The 21,548-nt window shown below is 72.9% G+C and carries 21 protein-coding genes and 1 riboswitch; of the genes, 9 read left to right on the forward strand and 12 right to left on the reverse strand.

Annotated elements, in window-relative coordinates:
• Positions 1–91 precede the first annotated feature (91 nt).
• Entirely contained in the window at positions 92–1,981 is a 1,890-nt protein-coding gene (locus AB0N31_RS15110) for an anthranilate synthase family protein (protein ID WP_366058811.1), read from the reverse strand.
• Between the two features lie 105 nt (positions 1,982–2,086).
• Entirely contained in the window at positions 2,087–2,143 is a 57-nt protein-coding gene (locus tag AB0N31_RS15115; protein ID WP_078912442.1) for a trp operon leader peptide, read from the reverse strand.
• A 96-nt stretch (positions 2,144–2,239) separates the two neighbouring features.
• On the opposite strand from AB0N31_RS15115, the gene AB0N31_RS15120 reads away from it, so the two are divergent.
• On the forward strand, positions 2,240–3,592 hold the full coding sequence (locus AB0N31_RS15120; RefSeq protein ID WP_366058812.1) for a class II 3-deoxy-7-phosphoheptulonate synthase: 1,353 nt from the start codon (positions 2,240–2,242) through the stop codon (positions 3,590–3,592).
• 157 nt (positions 3,593–3,749) lie between these two features.
• A complete protein-coding gene (locus AB0N31_RS15125) occupies positions 3,750–3,974 on the forward strand; it encodes a (2Fe-2S)-binding protein (RefSeq protein ID WP_363087195.1) in 225 nt (74 codons plus the stop codon).
• Between the two features lie 85 nt (positions 3,975–4,059).
• On the opposite strand, the gene bfr is transcribed toward AB0N31_RS15125, so the two are convergent.
• Positions 4,060–4,539, reverse strand: coding sequence for a bacterioferritin (gene bfr, locus AB0N31_RS15130; protein ID WP_366058813.1), 480 nt, complete (start codon positions 4,537–4,539; stop codon positions 4,060–4,062).
• Between the two features lie 174 nt (positions 4,540–4,713).
• Between bfr and AB0N31_RS15135 the strand changes: the two genes are divergently transcribed.
• On the forward strand, positions 4,714–5,346 hold the full coding sequence (locus tag AB0N31_RS15135) for a sulfite oxidase-like oxidoreductase (protein WP_366058814.1): 633 nt from the start codon (positions 4,714–4,716) through the stop codon (positions 5,344–5,346).
• Between the two features lie 46 nt (positions 5,347–5,392).
• On the opposite strand, the gene AB0N31_RS15140 is transcribed toward AB0N31_RS15135, so the two are convergent.
• The 5 genes from AB0N31_RS15140 to thiO form a co-directional block, all read right to left on the reverse strand.
• The gene (locus AB0N31_RS15140) at positions 5,393–6,271 is read right to left on the reverse strand and encodes a deoxyribonuclease IV (RefSeq protein WP_366058815.1); all 879 of its coding nucleotides are present in this window, start codon (positions 6,269–6,271) and stop codon (positions 5,393–5,395) included.
• Positions 6,272–6,332: 61 nt separating this feature from the next.
• Positions 6,333–8,282, reverse strand: coding sequence for a Stk1 family PASTA domain-containing Ser/Thr kinase (gene pknB, locus AB0N31_RS15145; RefSeq protein WP_366058816.1), 1,950 nt, complete (start codon positions 8,280–8,282; stop codon positions 6,333–6,335).
• 164 nt (positions 8,283–8,446) lie between these two features.
• Positions 8,447–9,241: a thiazole synthase gene (locus AB0N31_RS15150; RefSeq protein ID WP_366058817.1), complete on the reverse strand. Its 795-nt coding sequence runs from the start codon at positions 9,239–9,241 to the stop codon at positions 8,447–8,449.
• 3 nt (positions 9,242–9,244) lie between these two features.
• Positions 9,245–9,445, reverse strand: a complete 201-nt coding sequence (gene thiS, locus AB0N31_RS15155; RefSeq protein ID WP_356558969.1) for a sulfur carrier protein ThiS — start codon at positions 9,443–9,445, stop codon at positions 9,245–9,247.
• Complete coding sequence (thiO, locus tag AB0N31_RS15160) at positions 9,442–10,605, reverse strand: glycine oxidase ThiO (protein WP_366058818.1); 1,164 nt, start codon at positions 10,603–10,605, stop codon at positions 9,442–9,444. The genes thiS and thiO overlap by 4 nt, the downstream gene beginning before the upstream one ends.
• A riboswitch (TPP riboswitch) is annotated at positions 10,603–10,714 on the reverse strand. It overlaps the preceding gene by 3 nt.
• Positions 10,715–10,765: 51 nt before the next feature.
• Here thiO and AB0N31_RS15165 point away from each other — a divergent pair.
• The 6 genes from AB0N31_RS15165 to AB0N31_RS15190 all read left to right on the forward strand — a co-directional run bounded on the left by AB0N31_RS15165 (position 10,766) and on the right by AB0N31_RS15190 (position 15,894).
• Positions 10,766–11,116 (forward strand): hypothetical protein, encoded by a 351-nt coding sequence (locus AB0N31_RS15165; protein WP_366058819.1) that lies wholly within the window; start codon positions 10,766–10,768, stop codon positions 11,114–11,116.
• A 32-nt stretch (positions 11,117–11,148) separates the two neighbouring features.
• Complete coding sequence (locus tag AB0N31_RS15170) at positions 11,149–12,390, forward strand: FAD-dependent oxidoreductase (protein WP_366058820.1); 1,242 nt, start codon at positions 11,149–11,151, stop codon at positions 12,388–12,390.
• A gap of 125 nt (positions 12,391–12,515) precedes the next feature.
• Entirely contained in the window at positions 12,516–12,881 is a 366-nt protein-coding gene (locus AB0N31_RS15175) for an Rv2175c family DNA-binding protein (protein ID WP_366058821.1), read from the forward strand.
• Positions 12,882–13,096: 215 nt separating this feature from the next.
• Entirely contained in the window at positions 13,097–13,744 is a 648-nt protein-coding gene (thiE, locus tag AB0N31_RS15180; RefSeq protein WP_366058822.1) for a thiamine phosphate synthase, read from the forward strand.
• Positions 13,745–13,948: 204 nt separating this feature from the next.
• Complete coding sequence (metF, locus tag AB0N31_RS15185; protein WP_366058823.1) at positions 13,949–14,872, forward strand: methylenetetrahydrofolate reductase [NAD(P)H]; 924 nt, start codon at positions 13,949–13,951, stop codon at positions 14,870–14,872.
• A gap of 56 nt (positions 14,873–14,928) precedes the next feature.
• Entirely contained in the window at positions 14,929–15,894 is a 966-nt protein-coding gene (locus AB0N31_RS15190) for a hypothetical protein (RefSeq protein ID WP_366058824.1), read from the forward strand.
• 51 nt (positions 15,895–15,945) lie between these two features.
• Here the strand turns inward: AB0N31_RS15190 and AB0N31_RS15195 are convergent, their stop codons facing one another.
• The 4 genes from AB0N31_RS15195 to AB0N31_RS15210 form a co-directional block, all read right to left on the reverse strand.
• Complete coding sequence (locus tag AB0N31_RS15195) at positions 15,946–17,439, reverse strand: NAD(P)/FAD-dependent oxidoreductase (protein ID WP_366058825.1); 1,494 nt, start codon at positions 17,437–17,439, stop codon at positions 15,946–15,948.
• A 487-nt stretch (positions 17,440–17,926) separates the two neighbouring features.
• Positions 17,927–18,550 (reverse strand): helix-turn-helix domain-containing protein, encoded by a 624-nt coding sequence (locus AB0N31_RS15200; protein ID WP_366058826.1) that lies wholly within the window; start codon positions 18,548–18,550, stop codon positions 17,927–17,929.
• A gap of 65 nt (positions 18,551–18,615) precedes the next feature.
• Positions 18,616–20,700 carry a YhgE/Pip domain-containing protein gene (locus AB0N31_RS15205; RefSeq protein WP_366058827.1) on the reverse strand — a complete coding sequence of 695 codons (2,085 nt, stop codon included), beginning with the start codon at positions 20,698–20,700 and terminating at the stop codon, positions 18,616–18,618.
• Positions 20,672–21,406 carry an ATP-binding cassette domain-containing protein gene (locus AB0N31_RS15210; RefSeq protein ID WP_366058828.1) on the reverse strand — a complete coding sequence of 245 codons (735 nt, stop codon included), beginning with the start codon at positions 21,404–21,406 and terminating at the stop codon, positions 20,672–20,674. The genes AB0N31_RS15205 and AB0N31_RS15210 overlap by 29 nt, the downstream gene beginning before the upstream one ends.
• Positions 21,407–21,548: the final 142 nt, after the last annotated feature.

A 21,548-nucleotide genomic window follows, 5' to 3' on the forward strand; every position in this document is an offset into this window, starting at 1 on the left:
CCCCGATACTGGTTGTATCGGGGCGATCCCGACAACGCGGCGAGCGTGCGTGCCAGGCGTCGCCGGGCAGACGGGACTTTCGAAACACGCCCTAGAGCGCCGGCCGCCGCTCGGACCGGCTGCCGGTGTCCCGCAGCCGGGCCATCAGCTCCCGCACGATCGCCGCCCCGTCCAGCGTGAGCACCGACTCCGGGTGGAACTGCACGCCGGCGAACCCGGGCCCGCGCAGCGCGTGCACCTCCCCGTCCGCCGACCGGCTCACCTCCACCCCGTGCGCGGTCAGCTCCTGCCGGGCGTCGTCGTCGCACCTCGCCACGAAGCTGTTGTAGAACCCGACGGTCTCCTCCCGCCCGAAAAGCTCCACCCGCGTCTGCGCCCCCTGGTACGGCACCTCCTTCCGTACGATGTCCAGCCCCAGCTCCGCCGCGATCAGTTCGTGCCCGAGGCACACGCCCAGCACCCCGTGCCGGTGCTCCCCGACGACCCGCGCGGTCAGCTCCCGCAGGAACCGCATCCGGGGGTCGGCCAGGTCGGACGGATCACCCGGACCCGGGCCCAGCACCACGGGACCCTCGTGCGCGAGCACCGCCGCCCGCAGTCCCGGTTCGTCGTAACGCCGGACGGTGACCTCCAGCCCGGACGAGCGCAGGACGTGCGCGAGCATCGCCGTGAAGGTGTCCTCGCAGTCGACCACCAGGGCGTGCCCGGTCAGTTCCCGGGACCGCTCCTGCATCCGCAGCCAGAACGGCGCCAGCGAGGCCCGGCGACCGTCCAGCGCCGCCCGCACCCGCGGATCGTCGGCCAGCCGGGCCCGCGCCCGCTCGGCCCGTGGCCTTCCCGGCCGGACGCCGAGGGCCGTCAGCACGCCCGCCGCCTTGGCGTGCGTCTCCGCGACCTCGCCCGCCGGGTCCGAACCGCGCACCAGCGTCGCCCCGACCGGTACCCGCAGCCGGCCGGCCGCGTCGATGTCGGCGGTGCGGATGAGGATGGGGGAGTCGAGGGTCTGGGCCCCGCCGGAGTCCCGCCCGATCAGCGCCAGCGCGGCCCCGTAGTAGCCGCGCCCGCCGACCTCGTGCCGCTCGATGACCCGGCAGGCGTTCTGCACCGGCGAACCCGTGACGGTCGCCGCGAACATGGTCTCCCGCAGCACCTCGCGCACGTCCATCGAGGACTTCCCGCGCAGCTCGTACTCGGTGTGCGCGAGGTGGGCCATCTCCTTCAGCCGCGGTCCGACCACCACCCCGCCCATGTCGCCGACGGTGCACATCATCTTCAGTTCCTCGTCGACGACCATCGACAGCTCCTCGATCTCCTTGCCGTCGGCGAGGAAGTCCAGCAGGTGCTCGGGCGTCGGCCCCCCGTCGGGATAGCGGTACGTCCCGCTGATCGGGTTCATCACGACCGTGCCGCCCGACATCCGCACGTGCACCTCGGGGCTGGCACCCACCAGCGTCCGGTCCCCGGTGTGCACGACGAACGTCCAGTAAGCGCCCCGCTCGCCCTCCAGCAGCCGCCGGAACAGCGCGAGCGCGTCGGCCCTCCCGAATCCCGGGATCGCGCCCTCGTACGTCCGCCGGATGACGAAGTTCGCCCCCTCGCCCCGCCCGATCTCCTCCCGCAGCACCCGCCCGACGATCTCCGCGTACTCCTCGTCGCCGACGTCGAAGCCACCGCCCTCGACGCGCACCTCGTGTGCGGGGAGCTGCTCCAGCGCCTCGGCGAGCGGGATCTCGTACCGCTCCTCGGGGATCAGGACGGACAGCGGCGTGCCGTCGTCGCGGACGTCGAAGCCGCGCTCGCGGATCTGACGGAACGGCACCAGCGCGAGGCCCTCGTCGGGCAGGTCGGCGAGCCGCTCGCGGACGGCGACCGGGCCGAGGAGCAGCTCCACGGTGGCGCCGTCCTCGGTGGCCCGGCCCGGCGCCCGGCGGCGCAGCAGGGCGAACGGGCGGGGGTCGGCCAGGAGGTCGAGCAGATGCATGGGTCCGTGTCCTTCTCGGTGGGAGAGTCGACAGGGACGGCCTGGCCCGGAAACACCGAAGGCCGCCCCTTCGGGCGGCCTTCGCGAAGTCTTGCGTACGCGCAGTCAGTGGGCCGCCGGATGAGCGGTCCACCACCAGTTCTGGGTCGAAAGCGCGAACATGCGACGCACCCTACCCCACGCGCACCTGAGCGCCGGGGCGTCTCACCTGTCGAGCCGCACGAAAATCACTCGACACGACCCCGTAATGTGGCATGCGTGACCGTGAACGCTAAGACCAGCGCGAGCGCTGGCAACACCTGGCGAGACCTGCCCGCGGCGCAGCAGCCCGAGTACCCCGACACCGAGGCTCTGCGCGCAGTGATCGCGGACCTCGAGTCGTATCCGCCGCTCGTCTTCGCGGGCGAGTGCGACCAGCTGCGCGCCCGGATGGCGGCTGTCGCCAAGGGAGAGGCGTTCCTCCTCCAGGGCGGCGACTGCGCCGAGGCCTTCGACGCGGTGTCGGCCGACCACATCCGCAACAAGCTCAAGACGCTCCTCCAGATGGGAGCCGTCCTCACGTACGCGGCCTCCGTGCCGGTCGTGAAGGTGGGCCGGATCGCGGGCCAGTACTCCAAGCCGCGTTCCAAGAACACCGAGACCCGCGACGGCGTGACCCTGCCGACGTACCGCGGTGACTCGGTCAACGGCTTCGACTTCAACGAGGCGGCCCGCGTCCCGGACCCCGAGCGCCTGAAGCGGATGTACCACGCGTCCGCCTCCACGCTGAACCTGGTGCGCGCCTTCACCACCGGCGGCTACGCCGACCTGCGCCAGGTCCACGCCTGGAACCAGGACTTCGTGAAGTCGTCCCCCTCCGGCCAGCGTTACGAGCAGCTCGCCCGTGAGATCGACCAGGCGCTCAACTTCATGCACGCCTGCGGGACGGACCCGGAGGAGTTCAAGACGGTCGAGTTCTACGCCTCCCACGAGGCGCTGCTCCTCGACTACGAGTCGGCCCTCACCCGCGTCGACTCCCGCACCGGCCGCCTGTACGACGTCTCCGCGCACATGGTGTGGATCGGCGAGCGCACCCGCCAGCTGGACCACGCGCACATCGAGTTCGCCTCGAAGATCCGCAACCCCATCGGCATCAAGCTCGGTCCGACGACCACGGCCGAGGAGGCGCTCCAGTACATCGAGCGCCTCGACCCCGACCGGGAGCCTGGTCGGCTGACCTTCATCGTCCGCATGGGCGCCGACAAGGTCCGCGACAAGCTGCCGGAGCTGGTCGAGAAGGTCACCGCCTCGGGCGCGACCGTCGCCTGGGTGACCGACCCGATGCACGGCAACACCTTCGAGGCGGCCTCCGGCCACAAGACCCGCCGCTTCGACGACGTGCTCGACGAGGTCAAGGGCTTCTTCGAGGTCCACAAGGGCCTCGGCACCCACCCCGGCGGCATCCACGTCGAGCTGACCGGCGACGACGTCACCGAGTGCGTGGGCGGCGGCGACGAGATCTTCGTCGACGACCTCCACCAGCGCTACGAGACCGCCTGCGACCCGCGGCTCAACCGCAGCCAGTCGCTCGACCTGGCGTTCCTCGTCGCGGAGATGTACCGGGACCAGTAGCGCTCGGCGGTGCAGCAGACCGATGGCGGGGTCGCCCGTTACCGGAACCGAAGTGGGGCGCGGATCACATACGATCCGCGCCCCATCTCCCTTTTACGGCCTCTGGGCGCCAGGTAAGGTTAGGTAAACCTAATCGATCTCGGCGGGAGGTGTCCGCGTGTACGTCTGCAGCTGCTTCGGAGTGACGGAAGCGCAGGTCCAGCAGCATGCGGACGACGGCGCCTGTACGCCTCGCCAGATCGCCTCCGCCTGCAAGGCGGGCACGGACTGCGGCTCGTGCGTCCGCCGCATCCAGGCGATCCTCGGCCGGGGCGCCTGTCCGCGCCGCGACCTGGCCGACCAGGGCCGGCCGGCCCTCACCGCACTCGACGAAGCCGCCTGAGCGCCCGGCGGTCCTCCCCGGCCCTTCCCGGCTCTCGCCGGTTCCCTCCGGGGCTGCCGTCGGATCCAGGCCCTCCCGCCGCGTCTCAGCTCTCCGGCTGCTCGATCAGCTGCGCGATGTACAGCGCCTCGCCGAGCTTCTCCACCAGGTCCAGCTGGGTGTCGAGGTAGTCGATGTGGTGCTCCTCGTCCTCGAGGATCGCCTCGAAGATGTTCGCGGACGTGATGTCGCCCTTCTCGCGCATCACCTTGATCCCGCGCTTGAGGCGGTCGATCGCCTCCACCTCGACCTGCCGGTCGGCCTCGAACATCTCCTTGACCGTCTGGCCCACGCGCACGTGGAACAGCCGCTGGTAGTTCGGCAGGCCGTCCAGGAGCAGGATCCGGTCGGTCAGGAGCTCCGCGTGCTTCATCTCGTCGAACGATTCGTGCCGCGTGTATTTCGCGAGCTTCGTCCAGCCGAGGTTCTCCTGCATCTTCGCGTGCAGGAAGTACTGGTTGATCGCGGTCAGCTCGCCGGTGAGCTGCTCGTTGAGGAACTCGAGGACCTCGGGGTCGCCCTGCATCGCAGAGGCTCCTTCCGCACGGGGATTCGGGAGGTTGCCGCCGCATGATGTCACCGGCGCGGAAGATCGTCCAGTAAGTGCGCACTTAGTAAGTTGGCCCATAGTTGATGCTACTTGCCCGATTTTGGTCATGCCTGGTCATTCGCACCGGCCGTGGTCTGTCAGGATGGAGTCATGGGTCATCCGGTGGAGCGAGAATCAGGAGAAGCAGCAGCGTCCGAGCTTCCGCCGGGGCAGCGACTTCAGCGGGGCTGGCCTGTCACCCACTACGGTCCGGTGCCCAAGTTCCGGCCCGAGCGCTGGGAGTTCAGGGTCTTCGGCGGCACCGCCGACGGTGACAAGCGCTGCTGGACCCACGAGGAGTTCACGGCCCTTCCGTACGCCACCGTGGTGGCCGATCTGCACTGCGTGACGAAGTTCAGCATGCTCGGCGCCGAATGGGGCGGCATCCCGGCCCGGACCATCCTGGAGGCCGTCCCGCCCGCCGCCGACGTCACCCACGTCATGGTGTGGGCGGAGTACGGCTTCAGTTCCAACCTGCGGCTGTCGGACTTCGCCGCCGAGCACACCCTCTTCGCCACCCACAAGGACGGCGAACTGCTCACCGCCGAGCACGGCTTCCCGGTGCGCCTGGTCGTGCCCCACCTCTACGCCTGGAAGGGCCCCAAGTGGGTCCGCGGTGTCGAGTACATGACCGCCGACCGCCGCGGCTTCTGGGAGGAACGCGGCTATCACAACATCGGCGACCCCTGGAAGGAGCAGCGCTACTCCTACCAGGAGGAGCCCGGGGACGGCCCCGAACTCTGAGCCCCGGCGTCCCCGGGGCGTCCGGGCGCCGCTTCGGGAGGGCGGATCAGCCGTCCCGCAGTTTCTTCAGCCGCTCCACGTCCGCCGCGTGCCCCTCCCTGCCGCCGGGCGTCTCGATCACGAGCGGTACGTCCGCGGTCGCCGGGTGCGTCATCAGCGCGCGGAACGGATCCTCCCCGATGTGACCCGCGCCGATGTTCTCGTGCCGGTCCTTGTGGGCGCCCACCACGTCCTTGGAGTCATTGGCGTGGATCAGCTTCAGCCGGCCCTCGCCGACCGTGTCCACCAGCAGATCGAGGGTCTGGTGCATGCCCGCCGGACCGGTCAGGTCGTGCCCGGCCGCGAAGACGTGGCAGGTGTCCAGGCAGACGCCGAGCCTCGGATGGGCGTCCAGCGCCTCGAAGTACGGCCCGAAGTCCCAGGTCCGCGAGCAGAGCGAGGCGCCCTGCCCGGCCGTCGACTCCAGCAGCAGGAACGGGTCGTCGTCGTGGGTCAGCTCGTCCAGCAGGGGCAGCAGGTACTCCCGGACCTGCTTCAGGGCCACGCCCCGATCCCGCCCGCCCGTCGCGCTCCCGGTGTGCACGACCACGCCCAGCGCGCCGATCTCCCGCCCCCGGCGCAGCGAGTGCCGCAGGGACTCCACCGACCGCTCCGCCGTCGCCTCGGTGTGCGAGCCGAAGTTGATCAGATACGGCGCGTGCACGTACGCCGGGATCGACGCCGCCGCGCAGGCCTCCCGGAACGCCTCGTCCTGTGCCGGGTTGCCCGCCGGGGTGGCCCAGCCGCGCGGGTTGGCGACGAAGACCTGGACCGTCTCGGCCTCGAGGTCACGGGCGTAGGACATGCCCACGGAGTGCAGACCGCCGGCCACCGGGACATGGCCGCCGACGGGATTGCGGGAGGGGAAGGGGTGCGCGGAACTCACCCGTTCAGGGTGTCATGTCCCCGGCGCCCCCCGGTCACCGGAGGGCGGTCGGGAGGCACCGTCACCGGATGGTGATCGTGATCGTCGACCCCTTGGGGGCCGTCTCGCCGCCGTCCACGGACTGGCTCTTGACCGTGTCGCCGAACAGGCCCAGCAGGCCGCGGTCCTCGTCCACCTCGAAGCCGGCCTTCTCCAGCTCGGCCTTGGCGTCGTCGACGCTCGCGCCCACCACGTCCGGGACCTCGACCATCTCCGGGCCCTTGGACAGGGTCAGCGTCACCGTGTCGCCGTCGGCGACCTCCTCGTCCGCACCCGGCGACTGGGCGGCGACCTGGCCCTTGTCGAACTCGGAGGTGACCTCCTCGGTGGAGACCTTCACCTCCAGGCCGGCCTCCTCCAGCTCGGCCCGCGCGTCGTCGAGGTCCTGGCCGGTGACGTCCGGGACCTCGACCGGGCTGCCCTTGCTGACGACGAGGGAGACCGCCGAGCCCGCCCGCCGCTCGGTGCCGGCCCGCGGGCTGCTGCTGATCACGAAGCCCTTGATGACGCCCTCGCTGAACGCCTCGGTGACCAGGCCGGGCTCCAGCCCGTCCGTCTTCAGCAGTTCCCTGGCCTTGTCCAGCCGCGAGCCCTTCACGTCCGGCACCTTCACCGTCTCGGGGCCGTCGGAGACGGTGAGGGTCACCGAGTCGTTGGCGCGGATACGGGCGCCCGGCTCCGGGTCCGTGCTGACGACGGTGCCGCGCTTCACCGTGTCGCTGTAGGCGTGCTTCACCTCGCCGACGTCCAGCCCGGCCGCCTCCAGCCGCTGTCTGGCCTGCGCCTCGGTCTGGGTGAGGACCGCCGGGACCTTGGTGAACTGGCCCGAGTTGATGTACCAGACGCCCGCGCCGACGCCGAGCACCAGCAGGACGGCGGCGACGATCGCGACCAGTCCGCGACGGGGCCGCACCGAGCGGCGCCGGGGCGGCGGCGGGGGCTCCGCCGCGAACCGGGACGTCCGGTTCATCGGGTCCCCGTCGCGGCCCTGCCCGTCCTCGCCCTCGTCCTCGTTGACGGGCAGGGGGCGCGGGACCGTGAGCGAGCGCGGGATCACGCTGGTGCGGTCCTCGGCGATGTCGCGATCCGCCGACAGGGCCTGCGGCGGCAGCGCGTCCAGCTGGGCCTCGTCGAGCGCGGCCCGCGCCTCGCGGACCTGCGCGAGCAGGGCCACGGCGTCCGCCGGACGGACGTCGGGGGTGCGGGCGGTGGCCGAGGCCACCAGCTCGTCCAGCGCGAACGCCATACCGGGGACGGCGGCGGAGGGCGGCGGCACGTCCTCGTGGAGGTGCTTGTAGAGCACCACGGCGGGGGTGTCGCCGTCGTGGGGCTTGTCGCCGGTCAGCATCTCGTAGAGCACGACTCCGCAGGCGTAGACGTCCACGCGTGCGTCGGTGGTGCCCTGCTCCATCTGCTCGGGCGCGAGGTAGGCGACGGTGCCGAGGACGGCCCCGGTGGTGCTGGTCACGGTGTCCACGGACCTGACCAGACCGAAGTCGGCGACCTTGACCCGGCCGTCGTCCCCTATCAGTACGTTCTCCGGCTTCATGTCCCGGTGCACGAACCCGGCGCGGTGCGCGGCTCCGAGCGCGGCGAGAACCGGCTCCAGGATGTCCAGCGCGGCCCGCGGCTGGAGGGCGCCGCGCTCGCGCAGCACGTCCCGCAGGGTGCAGCCGGCGACGTACTCCATCGCGAGGTAGACGTACGACCCGTCGGCCCCCTGGTCGAACACCTGGACGACGTTCGGGTGCGCCAGCCGGGCCACGGACTTGGCCTCGCGGATGAAGCGCTCGACGAAGGAGGCGTCGGCCGCGAGGGCCGGGTGCATCACCTTGAGCGCGAGGACGCGGTCGAGGCGGGTGTCCACGGCCCGGTAGACCGTGGCCATCCCGCCGACCGCGATCCGCGCGTCCACGCGATAACGCCCGTCGAGCACCTGCCCGACCAGAGGGTCCTGAAGGGTCGTGTCCACGCAGGCGAGTGTACGAGCCCGCACCGGCACCCCTCACCGCTCACACCGGTATCGCAGCGGGACTGAAGCGGACCTGTGACGAGCGACACGACCGCCGACGGCGCCCGGTCCTCTCGGGCGACGGCCACCGCCCGGCCGGCACGGGCGGCGGGCGGGAGACGTCGTCAGAAGGCCGGCCGTTCCGGGTCGAGGGCGGCACGACCCTCCTGCGGCGACGACGCCTCCGCGAAGTGACGGCGGGGAATGCGGCCCGCGAGCCGGGCCAGCCTCCCCGCCTCCACGGCCCCCCGCATCGCGCGGGCCATCAGCACCGGCTCCTGCGCCCGCGTCACCGCCGACGCCAGCATCACCCCCGCGCACCCCAGCTCCATCGCCAGCGCCACGTCCGACGCCGTACCGGCGCCCGCGTCCAGGATCACCGGCACGCGCGCGTGCTCGACGATCAGCTGGAAGTTGTGGGGGTTGCGAATGCCCAGCCCGGACCCGATCGGCGAGCCCAGCGGCATCACCGCCGCACACCCGACGTCCTCCAGCTTCCGCGCCAGCACCGGATCGTCGTTCGTGTACGGCAGCACCGTGAACCCGTCGTCGACCAGCGTCTCCGCCGCGTCCAGCAGCTCGATCGGATCGGGGAGCAGCGTCCGCTCGTCGGCGATGACCTCCAGCTTGACCAGGTCGGTCCCCAGCGCCTCCCGTGCCAGCCGTGCCGTCAGGACCGCCTCCCCGGCCGTGAAGCACCCCGCCGTGTTCGGCAGCACCCGGATGCCGAGCCGTTCCAGGACCGACAGCACGGACCCGTGCACCGAGGGGTCCACCCGCCGCATCGCGACGGTGGTCAGCTCGGTGCCGGACGCGGCCAGCGCCCGCTCCAGCACCTCCAGGCTGGGCGCGCCGCCCGTCCCCATGATCAGACGGGACGAGTACGCCGTACCGCCGAGGACGAAGGGATCGTCGGCCATGGCTCAGCCTCCCTGGACGGCGGTGAGGACTTCCACGCGGTCTCCGTCGGAGAGGGCGGTGGCGGACCACCGCGCGCGTGGGACGACGGTTTCGTTGAGGGCGGCGGCCACCCCGGAGGGCGCCGGCGTCAGGGACCGTACGACGCTGTCGAGGGCCGTGCCGGGAGCGACCTCGCGCCGCTCGCCGTTCACCGAGATCTTCATGCGGGCTGCTCCGAGAGGGCGGCGGCGTGGAAGCGCCGGGGGGTGAAGGGACGGGCCTCGTCGGGGAGTTCGCCGGTGGCCAGCGCGTGCGCCAGCGCGTCCCCGGTGACCGGTGCCAGCAGTACGCCGTTGCGGTAGTGCCCGGTCGCCAGCAGCAGTCCGTCCAGTCCGGTCGGCCCGAGCAGCGGCGCGTTGTCCGGCGAGCCGGGACGCAGCCCCGCGCGGGTCTCGGTGAGCGGCAGCTCGGTGATCCCGGGAACCAGTTCGTGGGCGTCCCGCAGCAGCTCGTACACGCCGCCCGCCGTCACCGTCGTGTCCCAGCCCAGTTCCTCGCTCGTCGCCCCGACGACCAGTTCGCCGTTCTCGCGCGGCACCAGGTAGACCTGGCTGCCGCGCACCACGGCCCGGACCGTCCGGGTCAGGAACGGCGCGTACCGCCGCGGCACGGTCAGCCGCAGCACCTGCCCCTTGACCGGCCGCACCGGCGGCAGCACCTCCGCCGGGACGCCCGCGAGCCGCCCGCTGAGGCTGCCCGCCGCGAGCACCACCTGCCGCGCCGCGAGCGCCGTACCCGCGCGCGTGCGCACTCCCGCGGCGCGCCCGGCCGACACCGTCAGCCGTTCCGCCCGGTCGCGGTGGAAGGCCACGCCCGTCCGCTCACAGGCGGCCACCAGCGCCGCCACCAGCCGCCGCGGATCGATCTGGTGGTCCCCGTCCACCCGCAGCCCGCCCCGTACCCCGGGCGCGAGCATGGGTTCCAGCCGCCGGCACTCCCGCCCGGACAGCCACTCCGAGGCCAGCCCCGACCGCCGTTGCAGGGCGTGGAGTTCCCGCAGGTGGGCGCGGTCGTCGGCGTCCAGCGCGACCGCGAGGGTCCCGGAGCGGCGGTAGCCGAGGTCGTGACCGGTCAGTTCGGTCAGCTCGGCCGCGAAGTCCGGGTAGCGGCGGGCCGATTCCAGGTTCAGGCCGAGCAGTGTCTGTTCGCCGTGGTGCAGTTCCGAGACGGCGGCCAGCATCCCGGCCGCCACCTGCGCGGCCCCGCCGCCCGGCTCGGGATCCAGCACCGCCGTGGCGAACCCGCGCTGCGCGGCCCGCCACGCGGTGACCAGCCCGATGATGCCGCCCCCGACGACGAGGACGTCCGAATTGCCTGAGGACATGGGCGTCCAGCCCCTCCCTTCGCCGGCATGACCCGGATCAGGTTCGTACGGTCGGAGGCCGCCAGCCTCCCTCTCAGCCCGGTGCGTCCGGGCTCCCGCGAGTGCTCTAGGTTGGCCACCCTAGCCCCCCGTCCTCCGTCTCGGTAAGGGAGCCTCCCCCGTGGCCCGTTCGCTCGACGGCCTGGTCCTGGCCCCGGTGGCCGACCAGGCCCCCGGTCAGGTCGGCACCCGCACCCGCTTCACGTACCGCGAACGCGACGGCGTCGTCTGGGCCGACTACGCGGGCGGCGACGTCGTCCGCGGGCATCTCGTGGGGACCCGGCGGGGGGACCGGCTGGACTTCCGGTACGTCCAGCTCAAGCACGACGGGACGACGTCGTCCGGGCACTGCGCGTCCACGGTCGTCGAGCTGCCCGACGGGCGGCTGCGCCTCGACGAGACCTGGGAGTGGGAGTCGCAGACCGGCAGCGGGACCAGTGTGGTGGAGCAGATCACCGAGCAGGACGGCTGACTGGCAACACGTCAGCTGTCTAAGGTGATCGGGTGAGCGAGCAGACGCGGGAAGAAGACGGGCGGGCGGCGCGACGGGTGGTCGTCGTCGGCGCGGGGATGGCCGGGGTGCAGACCGCGGTCGCCCTGCGCGAACAGGGCTTCGACGGCACGGTGCTCGTCGTCGGCGCCGAACCCCACCAGCCCTACGACCGGCCCCCGCTGTCCAAGGCCGTCCTGCTCGGCAAGGCCGAGCACTCCGCCTTCGACGTCGACTTCGAGAGCCTCGACGTCGAACTCCGGCTCGGCAGCGAGGCCCTCGGCGTCCGCCCCGCCGACCACGAACTCGACACCGAGTCCGGGCCCGTCCCGTACGACGTCCTCGTGCTCGCCACCGGCGCCGAACCGATCCGGCTGCCCGGCGCCGAAGGCGTCCCCGGCGTCCATCTGCTGCGCACCCTGGACGACGCCGAACGGCTGCGGCCGGTGCTCGCCGGCCGTCACGACATCGTCGTCGTCGGCGCCGGCTGGATCGGCGCCGAGTTCGCCACCGCCGCGCGCGAGGCCGGCTGCGCGGTCACCGTCGTCGAGGCCGCCGACCGGCCGCTGGCCGGCGCCCTGCCCGCCGACGTCGCCGCCGCGATGACCGCCTGGTACGCCGACAGCGGCACCGAACTGCGCACCCGCACGCGCGTGCGGCGCGTCGAGCCCGGCGCGGTCCTCCTCGACGACGGGTCCCGGCTGCCCGCCGACGCCGTCGTGGTCGGCATCGGCGCCCGCCCCGCCACCGCCTGGCTGACCGGCTCGGGCATCGAGCTGGGGCGGCACGGCGAGGTCGTGGCCGACGCCGGCCTGCGCACCTCCCTGCCCGACGTGTACGCGGTCGGCGACTGCGCGTCCTTCCCCTCCGGGCGGTACGGCGAGCGCCTCCTGGTCCACCACTGGGACAACGCGCTCCAGGGCCCGCGCACGGTCGCCGCGAACATCCTCGGCACGGCCGACGGCGAGGCCCCCGCGGTCTACGACCCGGTCCCGTACTTCTGGTCGGAGCAGTTCGGCCGCTTCGTCCAGTACGCCGGGCACCACAGCGGCGCCGACACCACCCTGTGGCGCGGCGACCCCGCCGGACCGGCCTGGACGGTCTGCTGGCTGCGCGACGACCGCCTGGTCGCCCTGCTGGCGGTGGGCCGCCCGCGCGACCTCGCGCAGGGCCGCCGGCTGATCGAGTCGGGCACGCCGGTCGACCCGGAGCTGGTCGTGGACCCGGAGCGGCCGCTCAAGACGGCGACGGCCTGAGCGGGGCCTTTCGGGGCACGGCCGGTGCTCCGTCCGGAGGAGTCCCGCGGCGTCCGGCGGCGGCCCCGTCCCCCTGAGGGGAGCCTCGGGTACCGACTGTCGGTCCGGGATGGCAGTCTTGGGGGGTGACCGAGATTGACGCAAAGATCGATGCTCTCGTCCCCGCCTGGCTCACCCTGCCCGACATCGCGGAGATGCTCGATGTCGACGTGACGCGTGTGCGGCAGCTGGTCAAGGAAGGCCAGCTCATCGCCGTACGCCGTGGTGAGAACAGGGCGCTGCACGTCCCCGCCGCCTTCATCGACGAGGACAAGGTGACCAAGGGCCTGGCCGGGACCCTGACCCTGCTGCGGGACGACGGCTTCACGGACGAAGAGATGCTGGAGTGGCTGTTCACGCCCGACCCGTCCCTGCCCGGGACCCCGGCGCAGGCACTGAGTGAGAATCGCGGCACGGAGGTGAAGCGCCGCGCCCAGGCGCTCGCCGTCTGAGCCGGAGATCCGCTCCCCGGATCCGCCGCTCTCCCCGGATCCGCTGATCGGCCGATCCACGGCTCCGCCGATTCACGGATCCACCGATCCGCTCGGAGATCCGCCGCGCGGATCCGTCGTCAGAACCGCCAGGTGTGCGGCCGTGGTCCGCCGCGGCCGCACACCGCCGCCCCGGGAAAGGCCCGAGGCGCCACCACGCCCCGGGGGACCCACGCATGTCCGACACGGCCCGCTCCCAGCTCGCCGACGCCCGCCTCTACCTCTGCACGGACGCCCGTGAGCGCCAGGGCGACCTGCCGGAGTTCCTGGACGCGGTCCTCGCGGGCGGCGTCGACATCGTGCAGCTGCGCGACAAGGGCATGGAGGCGGCGGAGGAGCTGGAGCACCTCGAGGTGTTCGCCGACGCCTGCGCCCGCCACGGCAGGCTGCTCGCGGTCAACGACCGGGCGGACGTCGCCCATGCCGCCGGCTCCCAGGTCCTCCACCTCGGCCAGGGCGACCTGCCGGTCCCCGCGGCCCGTGCCCTCCTCGGCGCCGGCGTGCTGATCGGCCGTTCCACCCACAGCGAGGCGGAGGCTGAGGCCGCGGCCGTCCAGGAGGGCGTCGACTACTTCTGCACGGGCCCGTGCTGGCCCACCCCGACCAAGCCCGGCCGCCCGGCCCCCGGCCTCGGCCTGGTCCGTCACACGGCGGCGCTGGGCACCGGGCGTCCCTGGTTCGCGATCGGCGGCGTCGACCTCGGCAACCTCGACGACGTGCTGGAGGCGGGCGCCCGCCGCGTCGTGGTCGTCCGGGCGATCACGGAGGCCGACGATCCCGGGGCCGCGGCGGCGGAGTTCGCCAAGCGGCTGCGCGCGGTCTGAGCCGGGCGCCCGGACGCCGGCCCGTTCACCCGTCCGGCCTCCTCGCCCGTCCCCGTCCCCGTCTCCCCGTTCCCGCCCGATCCCTCGCCCTCCCCCCCTCGGCTCGCCCCCTCGCCTGTCCAAGGGATGGACAGCAAGTCGACAATTCGGGCAAATTTCCGAGTTTCGGTTGGGGGAGGTCCCTCCCCTGGCTAACCTGCGGGTATGGCCCTCGGAACCGCATCCACCAGGACCGACCGCGCCCGCACCGTGCGCGACATCCTGGCCACCGGCAAGACGACGTACTCGTTCGAGTTCTACGCGCCGAAGACCGCCCAGGGCGAGCGGAGCCTGTGGAACGCGCTCCGGCGGGTCGAAGCCGCGGCCCCCGACTTCGTCTCCGTCACCTACGGCGCCGGTGGCACCACGCGGGCGACCACGGTCAAGGAGACGCAGCAGATCGTCGTCGACACCACCCTCACCCCGGTCGCGCACCTCACGGCCGTGGACCACTCCATCGCCGAACTCCGCAACATCATCGGCCAGTACGCCGACGCCGGGATCCGCAACATGCTCGCCGTGCGCGGCGACCCGCCCGGCGACCCCATGGGGGAGTGGGTGCCGCACCCGCAGGGCCTCACCTACGCCGCCGAACTCGTCCGACTGATCAAGGAGTCGGGTGACTTCTGCGTCGGCGTCGCCGCCTTCCCCGAGATGCACCCGCGTTCCAGCGACTGGGACACCGACGTCGCACGCTTCGTCGACAAGTGCCGGGCCGGCGCCGACTACGCCATCACGCAGATGTTCTTCGAGCCCGATTCCTACCTGCGGCTGCGCGACCGGGTGGCGGCGGCCGGCTGCGAGACCCCGGTGATCCCCGAGGTCCTGCCGGTGACGAGTGTGAAGATGCTGGAGAGGCTGCCCAAGCTCAGCAACGCCCACTTCCCGACGGCGCTGAAAGAGCGGATCCTCACAGCCAAAGACGATCCGGCCGCTGTACGCTCCATTGGCATCGACTTCGCCACGGAGTTCTGCGCTCGGCTGCTCGCCGAGGGAGTGCCCGGACTGCACTTCATCACGCTCAACAACTCCACGGCGACGCTGGAAATCTACGAGAACCTGGGTCTGCACCACCCACCGCAGGCCTAGACCGGTCGCACCGCCTTACGACACACTGCGTAGCGGCCAAGGGGAGAGGGGCGTACATGGGCTGGACGGTCCTCTACATCGCGTTCGGCATCGTCGCGCTGTGGCTGCTCGGTGAGGTGCTGCTGCAGTACAAGGCACGGCTGCGCTGGCGGCTGCTCGCCTTCGGCGGCTTCCTCGGCGTGGTGGTCGGCGTCCTGATCCCGTCGGTCGTCGTCATCGGTGTGGGGGCGGCCGCCTTCGCGGTCGGCCAGACGTACGTCACACTGTCGTTCCGCCGGGGCTTCGCCGAGGGCTGGGCCGTCAGCCGACCCGGCACCGAAGTCACCAAGCGCCGCCGCGGCAAGGGCGAGCGCCAGGACCCGACCCTGGAGGTCTCCGACCTGGAGGAGACCGAGGGCGGCCCCGACCCGTACGGCCGGGACGCGGGCACGCCGTTCGCCGGCGACGACATCGCGTACGGCCAGGACAAGAGCGCCTACGGCGACGACGACCGCGACGACGTGTTCACGCCCGCCGCGCGCGGCGCCGCGGCGGCCGAGAGCACCTCCGTCTACGAGCCGCAGCCCTTGCCCGACGACACCGGTTCCTACGGCGTGTACAGCGACACCGCCCACGCGTCCACCACCCGGTCCCAGGACCAGTACGCGACCGCCGCCCAGGGCGCCGACCAGGGATACGGCTACGACGGCTACTCCGGATACGGCCAGCAGCAGTACGGCTACGACTCCTCCGGCGAGCAGCAGTACGCGGCCTACTCCGACCCCTACATCGGCACCCAGACCTACGGCGGCGGCTCCTACGACGCCGGGTACGACCAGCAGCAGTACCCGCAGCAGGGCTACGGCCAGGACCAGTACGGCACCGGCGGCTACGACGGGACCCCGGCCGGCGGCGTCTGGGTCCCGCAGCAGCGCAGCACCGACGACCCGCTCGCCGGCGAACTCCCGCCCGAGCAGCCGTACCCCTACCAGGGCGACGGACAGCGGCAGGACAACGGGTACGACGAGCAGTACCGCTTCTGACGGACGCTCACGGCCGCCGCCCCGAGGGGCGGCCCGGGCGGTGACCGGGGCTCACTGCGAGCCGCGGAACTCCGGCCCCTCCACGACGAGACCCGACACCAGCGCGCCCGACATGCCCGCGTGGGGGAGCCCACCGCCCGGGTGCGCCCAGCCGCCCGCGGTGAACAGGCCAGGAAGGGCGGTCGAGTTGGCCGGGTGCAGCAGCCGGCCCCCCGCCGCCGCCAGCGCCGGCGCCGGGACGGAACCGCCCTCCACGCCGGTCTCCTCCGCGACGTCCGCCGGGGTGCGCACCTCGCGCCACAGGACGCGGTCCCGCAGGCCCGGAAGGGCGCGCTCGGCGACGCCGAGCACCGTCTCCACCAGGTCGGCCCCCGGCTCGGTCCCGGCCGGGACGACGACACTCAGGGTGACCGCCTCATGGGCGGAGTCCGGCACGAGAGCCGGTTCCCCGGGCCGCAGCACCGTGACCGTCGGACCGGCGGCCGGCGCGGGCGCCGTACCGAACAGGGCCTCCAACTCGCCCTCGCGGTCCCGCGTGTGCACCACCGTCCGGTGCGCGGTCCCCTCCGGGCGCCCGCCGCGCAGGGCGAGCAGCACGGTGAGCCGGCTCGGCAGGCCCCGCTGCGGCACGACTTCGCCCCGGCCGCGCGGCGGCAGTCCGGTGAAGCGGCCCGTCCCCGGCGCGACCACGAAGTCGGCCTCCACCACGTCGCCTCCCCCGGAGGAGCCCCCGGCCAGCTCCACGCCCGCCGCCCGGCCGTCCTTCTCCACGATCCGGGTGACCTCGGCGCCGAACTCGAACACGACCCGGCGGGCCAGGCATCTCTCGTACACCGCGCGGGCCAGCTCGCGCACGCCGCCGCGCACGGACCACGTGCCGAAGGCGTGCTCCATGTACGGCAGGACGGCCGCGCTCGCCGGGGTGACCCGCGGATCGAGGCCGTACGCGAGCGCGTGGCTCTCCAGGAGGGCGGCGAGCCTGGGGTCACGAAGTTCCCAGGCGCCGACCTCGGCGAGCGTGCCGGCCCGGCGGGTGCGCAGCAGGCGCTTGTGCGGCACCGCCGGATAGGGCTCGCGGTCGGCGAGCACCCTCCAGTTCGGCCACAGCGGCTCCTCCAGGAGCGGGCGGCGCGTGCGGTCCCAGGCCTCCCGGGCCCGGACCAGGAAGTCGCCCCAACGCCCGCCGGCCCCCGGGCCCAGCGCCTCGTCCAGAGCGGAGACGACACCCGCGCGTGAGGCGTTGGGCAGCACGGCCTCGGTGCCGTCGGCGAACACGTGCCGCGCCGACGGGTCGACCTGGACCAGCTCGACACAGTCCTCCAGCGGCTCCCTGCCGGTCTTGACGAAGAGATCGCGCCAGACCGCGGGCAGGGTCAGCAGACCGGGGCCCGTGTCGAAGGCGAACCCGTCCCGCTCGAAGCGGCGCACCGCACCGCCGTACGTCTCCGTACGCTCGTACACCGTCACCCGGTGGCCCGCGACGGCCAGCCGGGCGGCAGCCGCCAGCGCGCCCATCCCGGCGCCGATCACCGCAATCCGTGCCATGCCCGCGACCTTATCGGCCGCCACCGACCGTCACGGCGCCAGCCCGCCCGCCCGTGAACACCGGGGGAGTGCGGACACGAGGGGGCGATCGTCACCAGGGCGGCCGCGCGGTGCCCTGGGGGCGGGCACCCAGGTCTGAGTAGCCGTACCTAGCCGCCGAGATGAGTACGCGCGCGGATGGGGCGCGACCTGGGTGAACGGGAGAGTGGAGCCCACGGAAAGGGGCCCGGCACCGCACCGCCGACACGGGGCGGCGGAACGGTGCCGGTCCTGGACCGCTCCTTCCGCCGGCCCGGTCGGCGGAAGCGAGGCACGGGGGGCAGTCCGGGGGAACGACCGGACGGGGGAACACGGGGGACACGGGGGGCACGGGGGAAGTACCAGGGAGCGCCGGTTCGCGGCGGCACACGGGGGACGTGGCCACGGCGGACCGGCGCTCCCGTGCCCGCCCCGACGGCCGGTGGCGGCACCGCCTCCCGGGGAGCGCTCAGCGCCCGCTGACCCGGCCCTGGAGCAGTCGGGACAGGGCCGCGTGGACGTCGTCCAGGGACCGCTCCGGCTGGAAGGCCTGCCAGTCCAGGGCGGCCACCAGGACCATGCCGACCAGCGCGGCCGCGGTCAGCGGCACGTCGATCTCGTCGCTGAACTCTCCGTGGTCGATGCCTTCGCGCAGCACGCCCTCGACGACGGCCACCGCCTGCTGCCGCACCACCATGAGCGTGGACTGCCAGGCCCGGTTGGTGCGCCAGAGCTCGGCCACGTAGAGCTGGGTGAACGCCGGATAGCGGTCGATGAAGACCAGGCCCGCGCGGATCATCGCGTCCAGCGCGTCGACCCGGCTGCCGCCCTGGTGCGCCGTGCTCTCGGCGGCCTCCCGGAGGGACGCGGTGAGCAGCCCCACGCCGTGCCGCAGCAACTCCTCGAAGAGGACCGACTTGCTCGCGAAGTTGTAGTAGACCGTGCCCTTCGCGACGCCCGCCCGCTCGGCGATCTCGTCCACGGTGGTCGCGGAGAAGCCCTGCTCGGCGATGAGCGTGACGGCTGCCTCGTAGAGCTTCTGCCGGGTGGCCTCGCGGCGGGTGCGGCCGGTCGGCGTGGTGGTGCTGTCCATGCTCCTGATTGTCACAGGAACCCGACCTGCCGAAGCCCCCGGTCGCGCGGTCATAGGGTCGGCGGTCACAGGGTCAGCTCCGGGTGCAGCCGGTCCAGCGTCCACACCTGGCGGCGGCGCGCGGACAGGGCGGTCAGTGCCAGGGCGCCCGCCGTGAAGGCGGCCAGCACCACGCACGCGTGCCACACCGGTTCCAGGCCGCCGCCCGTGATGAGCCGGCGCAGCGCCTCGACGACGTAGCTCATCGGCAGGAAGGGGTGCAGGGCGTTGAAGAAGCCCGGACTCGTCTGCACCGGGTAGGTGCCGCCCGCCGACGTGAGCTGGAGCATCAGCAGGGCCAGGACGAGGATCCGGCCCGCCGGGCCGAAGCGCGCGTTGAGCCACTGGACGACGGCCGCGAAACAGGCCACCACCAGGAACAGGAAGCCCACCGTGCCGGCCGCCCGGACCATCCGCAGGCCCACCGCCCAGTGCAGCACGGCCATCAGTGCCGCGGTCTGGAGCACCCCGATCGCGGCCACCGGCAGCCAGCCGGCCAGCGCGATCCGCCACGCGGAGGCGCCCGCGGCGAGCGCGCGCCGGTTCAGCGGCGCGATCAGCATGTACGCCACCATCGCGCCCACCCACAGCGACAGCGGGATGAAGTACGGGGCGAAGCCGGTGCCGTAGTTGGGCGCCTTGTGCAGGTCGTGGGAGGCCAGCTGGACCGGGTCCGCCATGACGGCGGTGCGCGCGTCCCGGTCCGCCTTGTCGTAGTCGGGGATCCGCCCGGCGCCGTCGTGCAGTCCGCCGGCGAGCTCCGCGGAGCCGTCGACCAGCTTGAACATGCCGCCGTCGAGCTTCTCGGCGCCCTTCTTGAGCTTGCCGACGCCCTTGTCCAGGTCGGTCGCGCCGCTCTTCGCGGTGCCGATGCCGGTGTTCAGTTTCTTGGCGCCCGCGGCCACCTTCTGGGCGCCCTTGTTCAGCTCGTTGATCCTGGAGACCGCGTCGGCGACGTCCTCGGAGAGGTGCGGGGCGCGGTCGGCGAGCGCCTGGGCCTGCTTCTGGAGCGCCGCGAGGTTCGTGCGCATCGTCTTCAGGTCGCCGTCCTGATCGGCGACGACCGTGTCGACGTCGTCGGCGATCAGCACCACGTCCGCGGCGGCGTCCCTGGCCTTCTTCAGGTCGGCGCAGGCCGGGTCGGGCAGCACGGGCGTCTCGCAGCGCGTCCGGTGGATCTCGTCCAGGGTCTCGGAGGCGGCCCGCGCACCCTCCGCGGCCACCGGCGCCGTCTTCACCAGGGTGGACAGATGGCCGCGGACCACCTTGGCGGAGTCGGCGACCAGCTGGGCGGTGTCCCCGATGGTCTTCTCGTTGTCCTGGAGGAAGGGCGTGACCTTGCCGGAGACGCCGTTGACCTCGTCGGCGAGCGTCTGCGTGCCGTCGGCGACCTTCCGCGAGCCGTCCTCCAGGTCACCGGCGCCCTTGTCGAGCTTCGTCAGTCCCCCGGACAGCTTGCCGCTGCCCGACTTGGCGTCCTTGAGGCCGTCCGCGAGGGCCTTGGAGCCCTGCTCGGCCTTCCCGATGCCGCCCTTCAACTCGTCGGCCCCGTCGGCGGCCTCCACGGTCTTGCCGTGGATGTCGGAGAAGGAGATGAAGATCCTGTCCAGGAAGGAGCGGGAGGCCTTCGTCGAGGCGGCCGTGCGGACCTCGCCGAAGACCGTCCGCGAGATCTGCCCGACGATGTAGTTGTTGGCGTCGTTCGTGCGCACCTGCAGGGCGCTCGTCGCGGGGGAGTCCCCCGAGCTGGAGGCGATGCGCCGGCTGAAGTCGGCGGGCATGGTCAGCGACAGGTAGTAGGTGCCGTCCTCCACGCCCGCGCGTGCCTGCGCGGCATCGACCTCGTGCCAGTCGAAGACCTTGCTGTCGCGCAGCCCCGCGGTGATGTCGTCCCCGGCGCTGATCCGGCGGCCGTCGGCACTCGCCCCCTCGTCGTCGTTCACCAGGGCCACGGGGATGCGGTCGAGCCGGCCGTACGGGTCCCAGAAGGACCACAGGTACAGCGCGCCGTAGAGCAGGGGCAGCAGCAGGAGCGCGACCAGGGCGGCGCGCGGGAGCTTCCCCCGGCCGAAGCGGCGCAGCTCAAGCGCGGCGAGTCGCGGCGCGTGCATCGGCCGTCTCCTCTCCGGGTCCCGGCCGGCTGGCCACCGTCACGGCGCCGTCGGGCGCTTCGGCGCACGCCGCCACGACGGTGGTCCCGGATGCCGCGACGGAGGCCAGCAGGGCCCCGGCCGCGGCGCGTTCGGCGTCGGACAGCTTCAGGTCGGCGTCGTCGACCGCGAGCAGTCGCGGCCGCCCGAGCAGGGCCAGCGCGACCGACAGCCGCAGCGCCTCCAGCCGCTCCAGATCGCGTACGGCGGTCCGCACCCCCTCGGGCAGCGCCTCCCGTTCGAGTCCCGCGGCGGCCAGCGCGGCGTCGACCTGCAGTCTCTCCTCGGTCACGCGCGCGGTGCGCGGCCGCAGCAGCGCGCGTACGGAGCCGCCGGACCGCCGCTGCAGCAACGCCCGCTCGTGCAGGTGCTCACCCACGGTCAGCGCCGGGTCGAGGTCGGTGACACCGGTGACGTTGGCCAGGGCGCTGACGCGGCGCACCGCGGCCATCTGCTTCGGCAGCCGTGCGGTGCCGACGACCGCCGTCCCCTCGGTGGCCCTCATCCGGCCGGTGAGCGCGAGCAGCAGGCTGGTCCGGCCTGAGCCGGAGGGCCCCTCGACCGCGATCAGCGAGCCGGGCTCCGCGTCGAGACCGACGTCCCGGAAGGCCCAGCCGCGCGGACCCTGCAGCCCGAAGCCCTCGGCGGTGACGGCGACTCCGTGCACGGTTCCCCCCGTGAGCAGGATTTGAACTGACTGGTCAGTGCAAAAACTAACCCGAACTTTCGATCGAGGCAAAAGCCCAGGTCGCAACGGATTGTCAGTGGCATGGCGCACGATGGGCCCATACGGCACCACCCGACAGGAT

It is taken from the genome of Streptomyces sp. NPDC051051, assembly GCF_040682975.1.
Classification (GTDB): Bacteria; Actinomycetota; Actinomycetes; order Streptomycetales; family Streptomycetaceae; genus Streptomyces.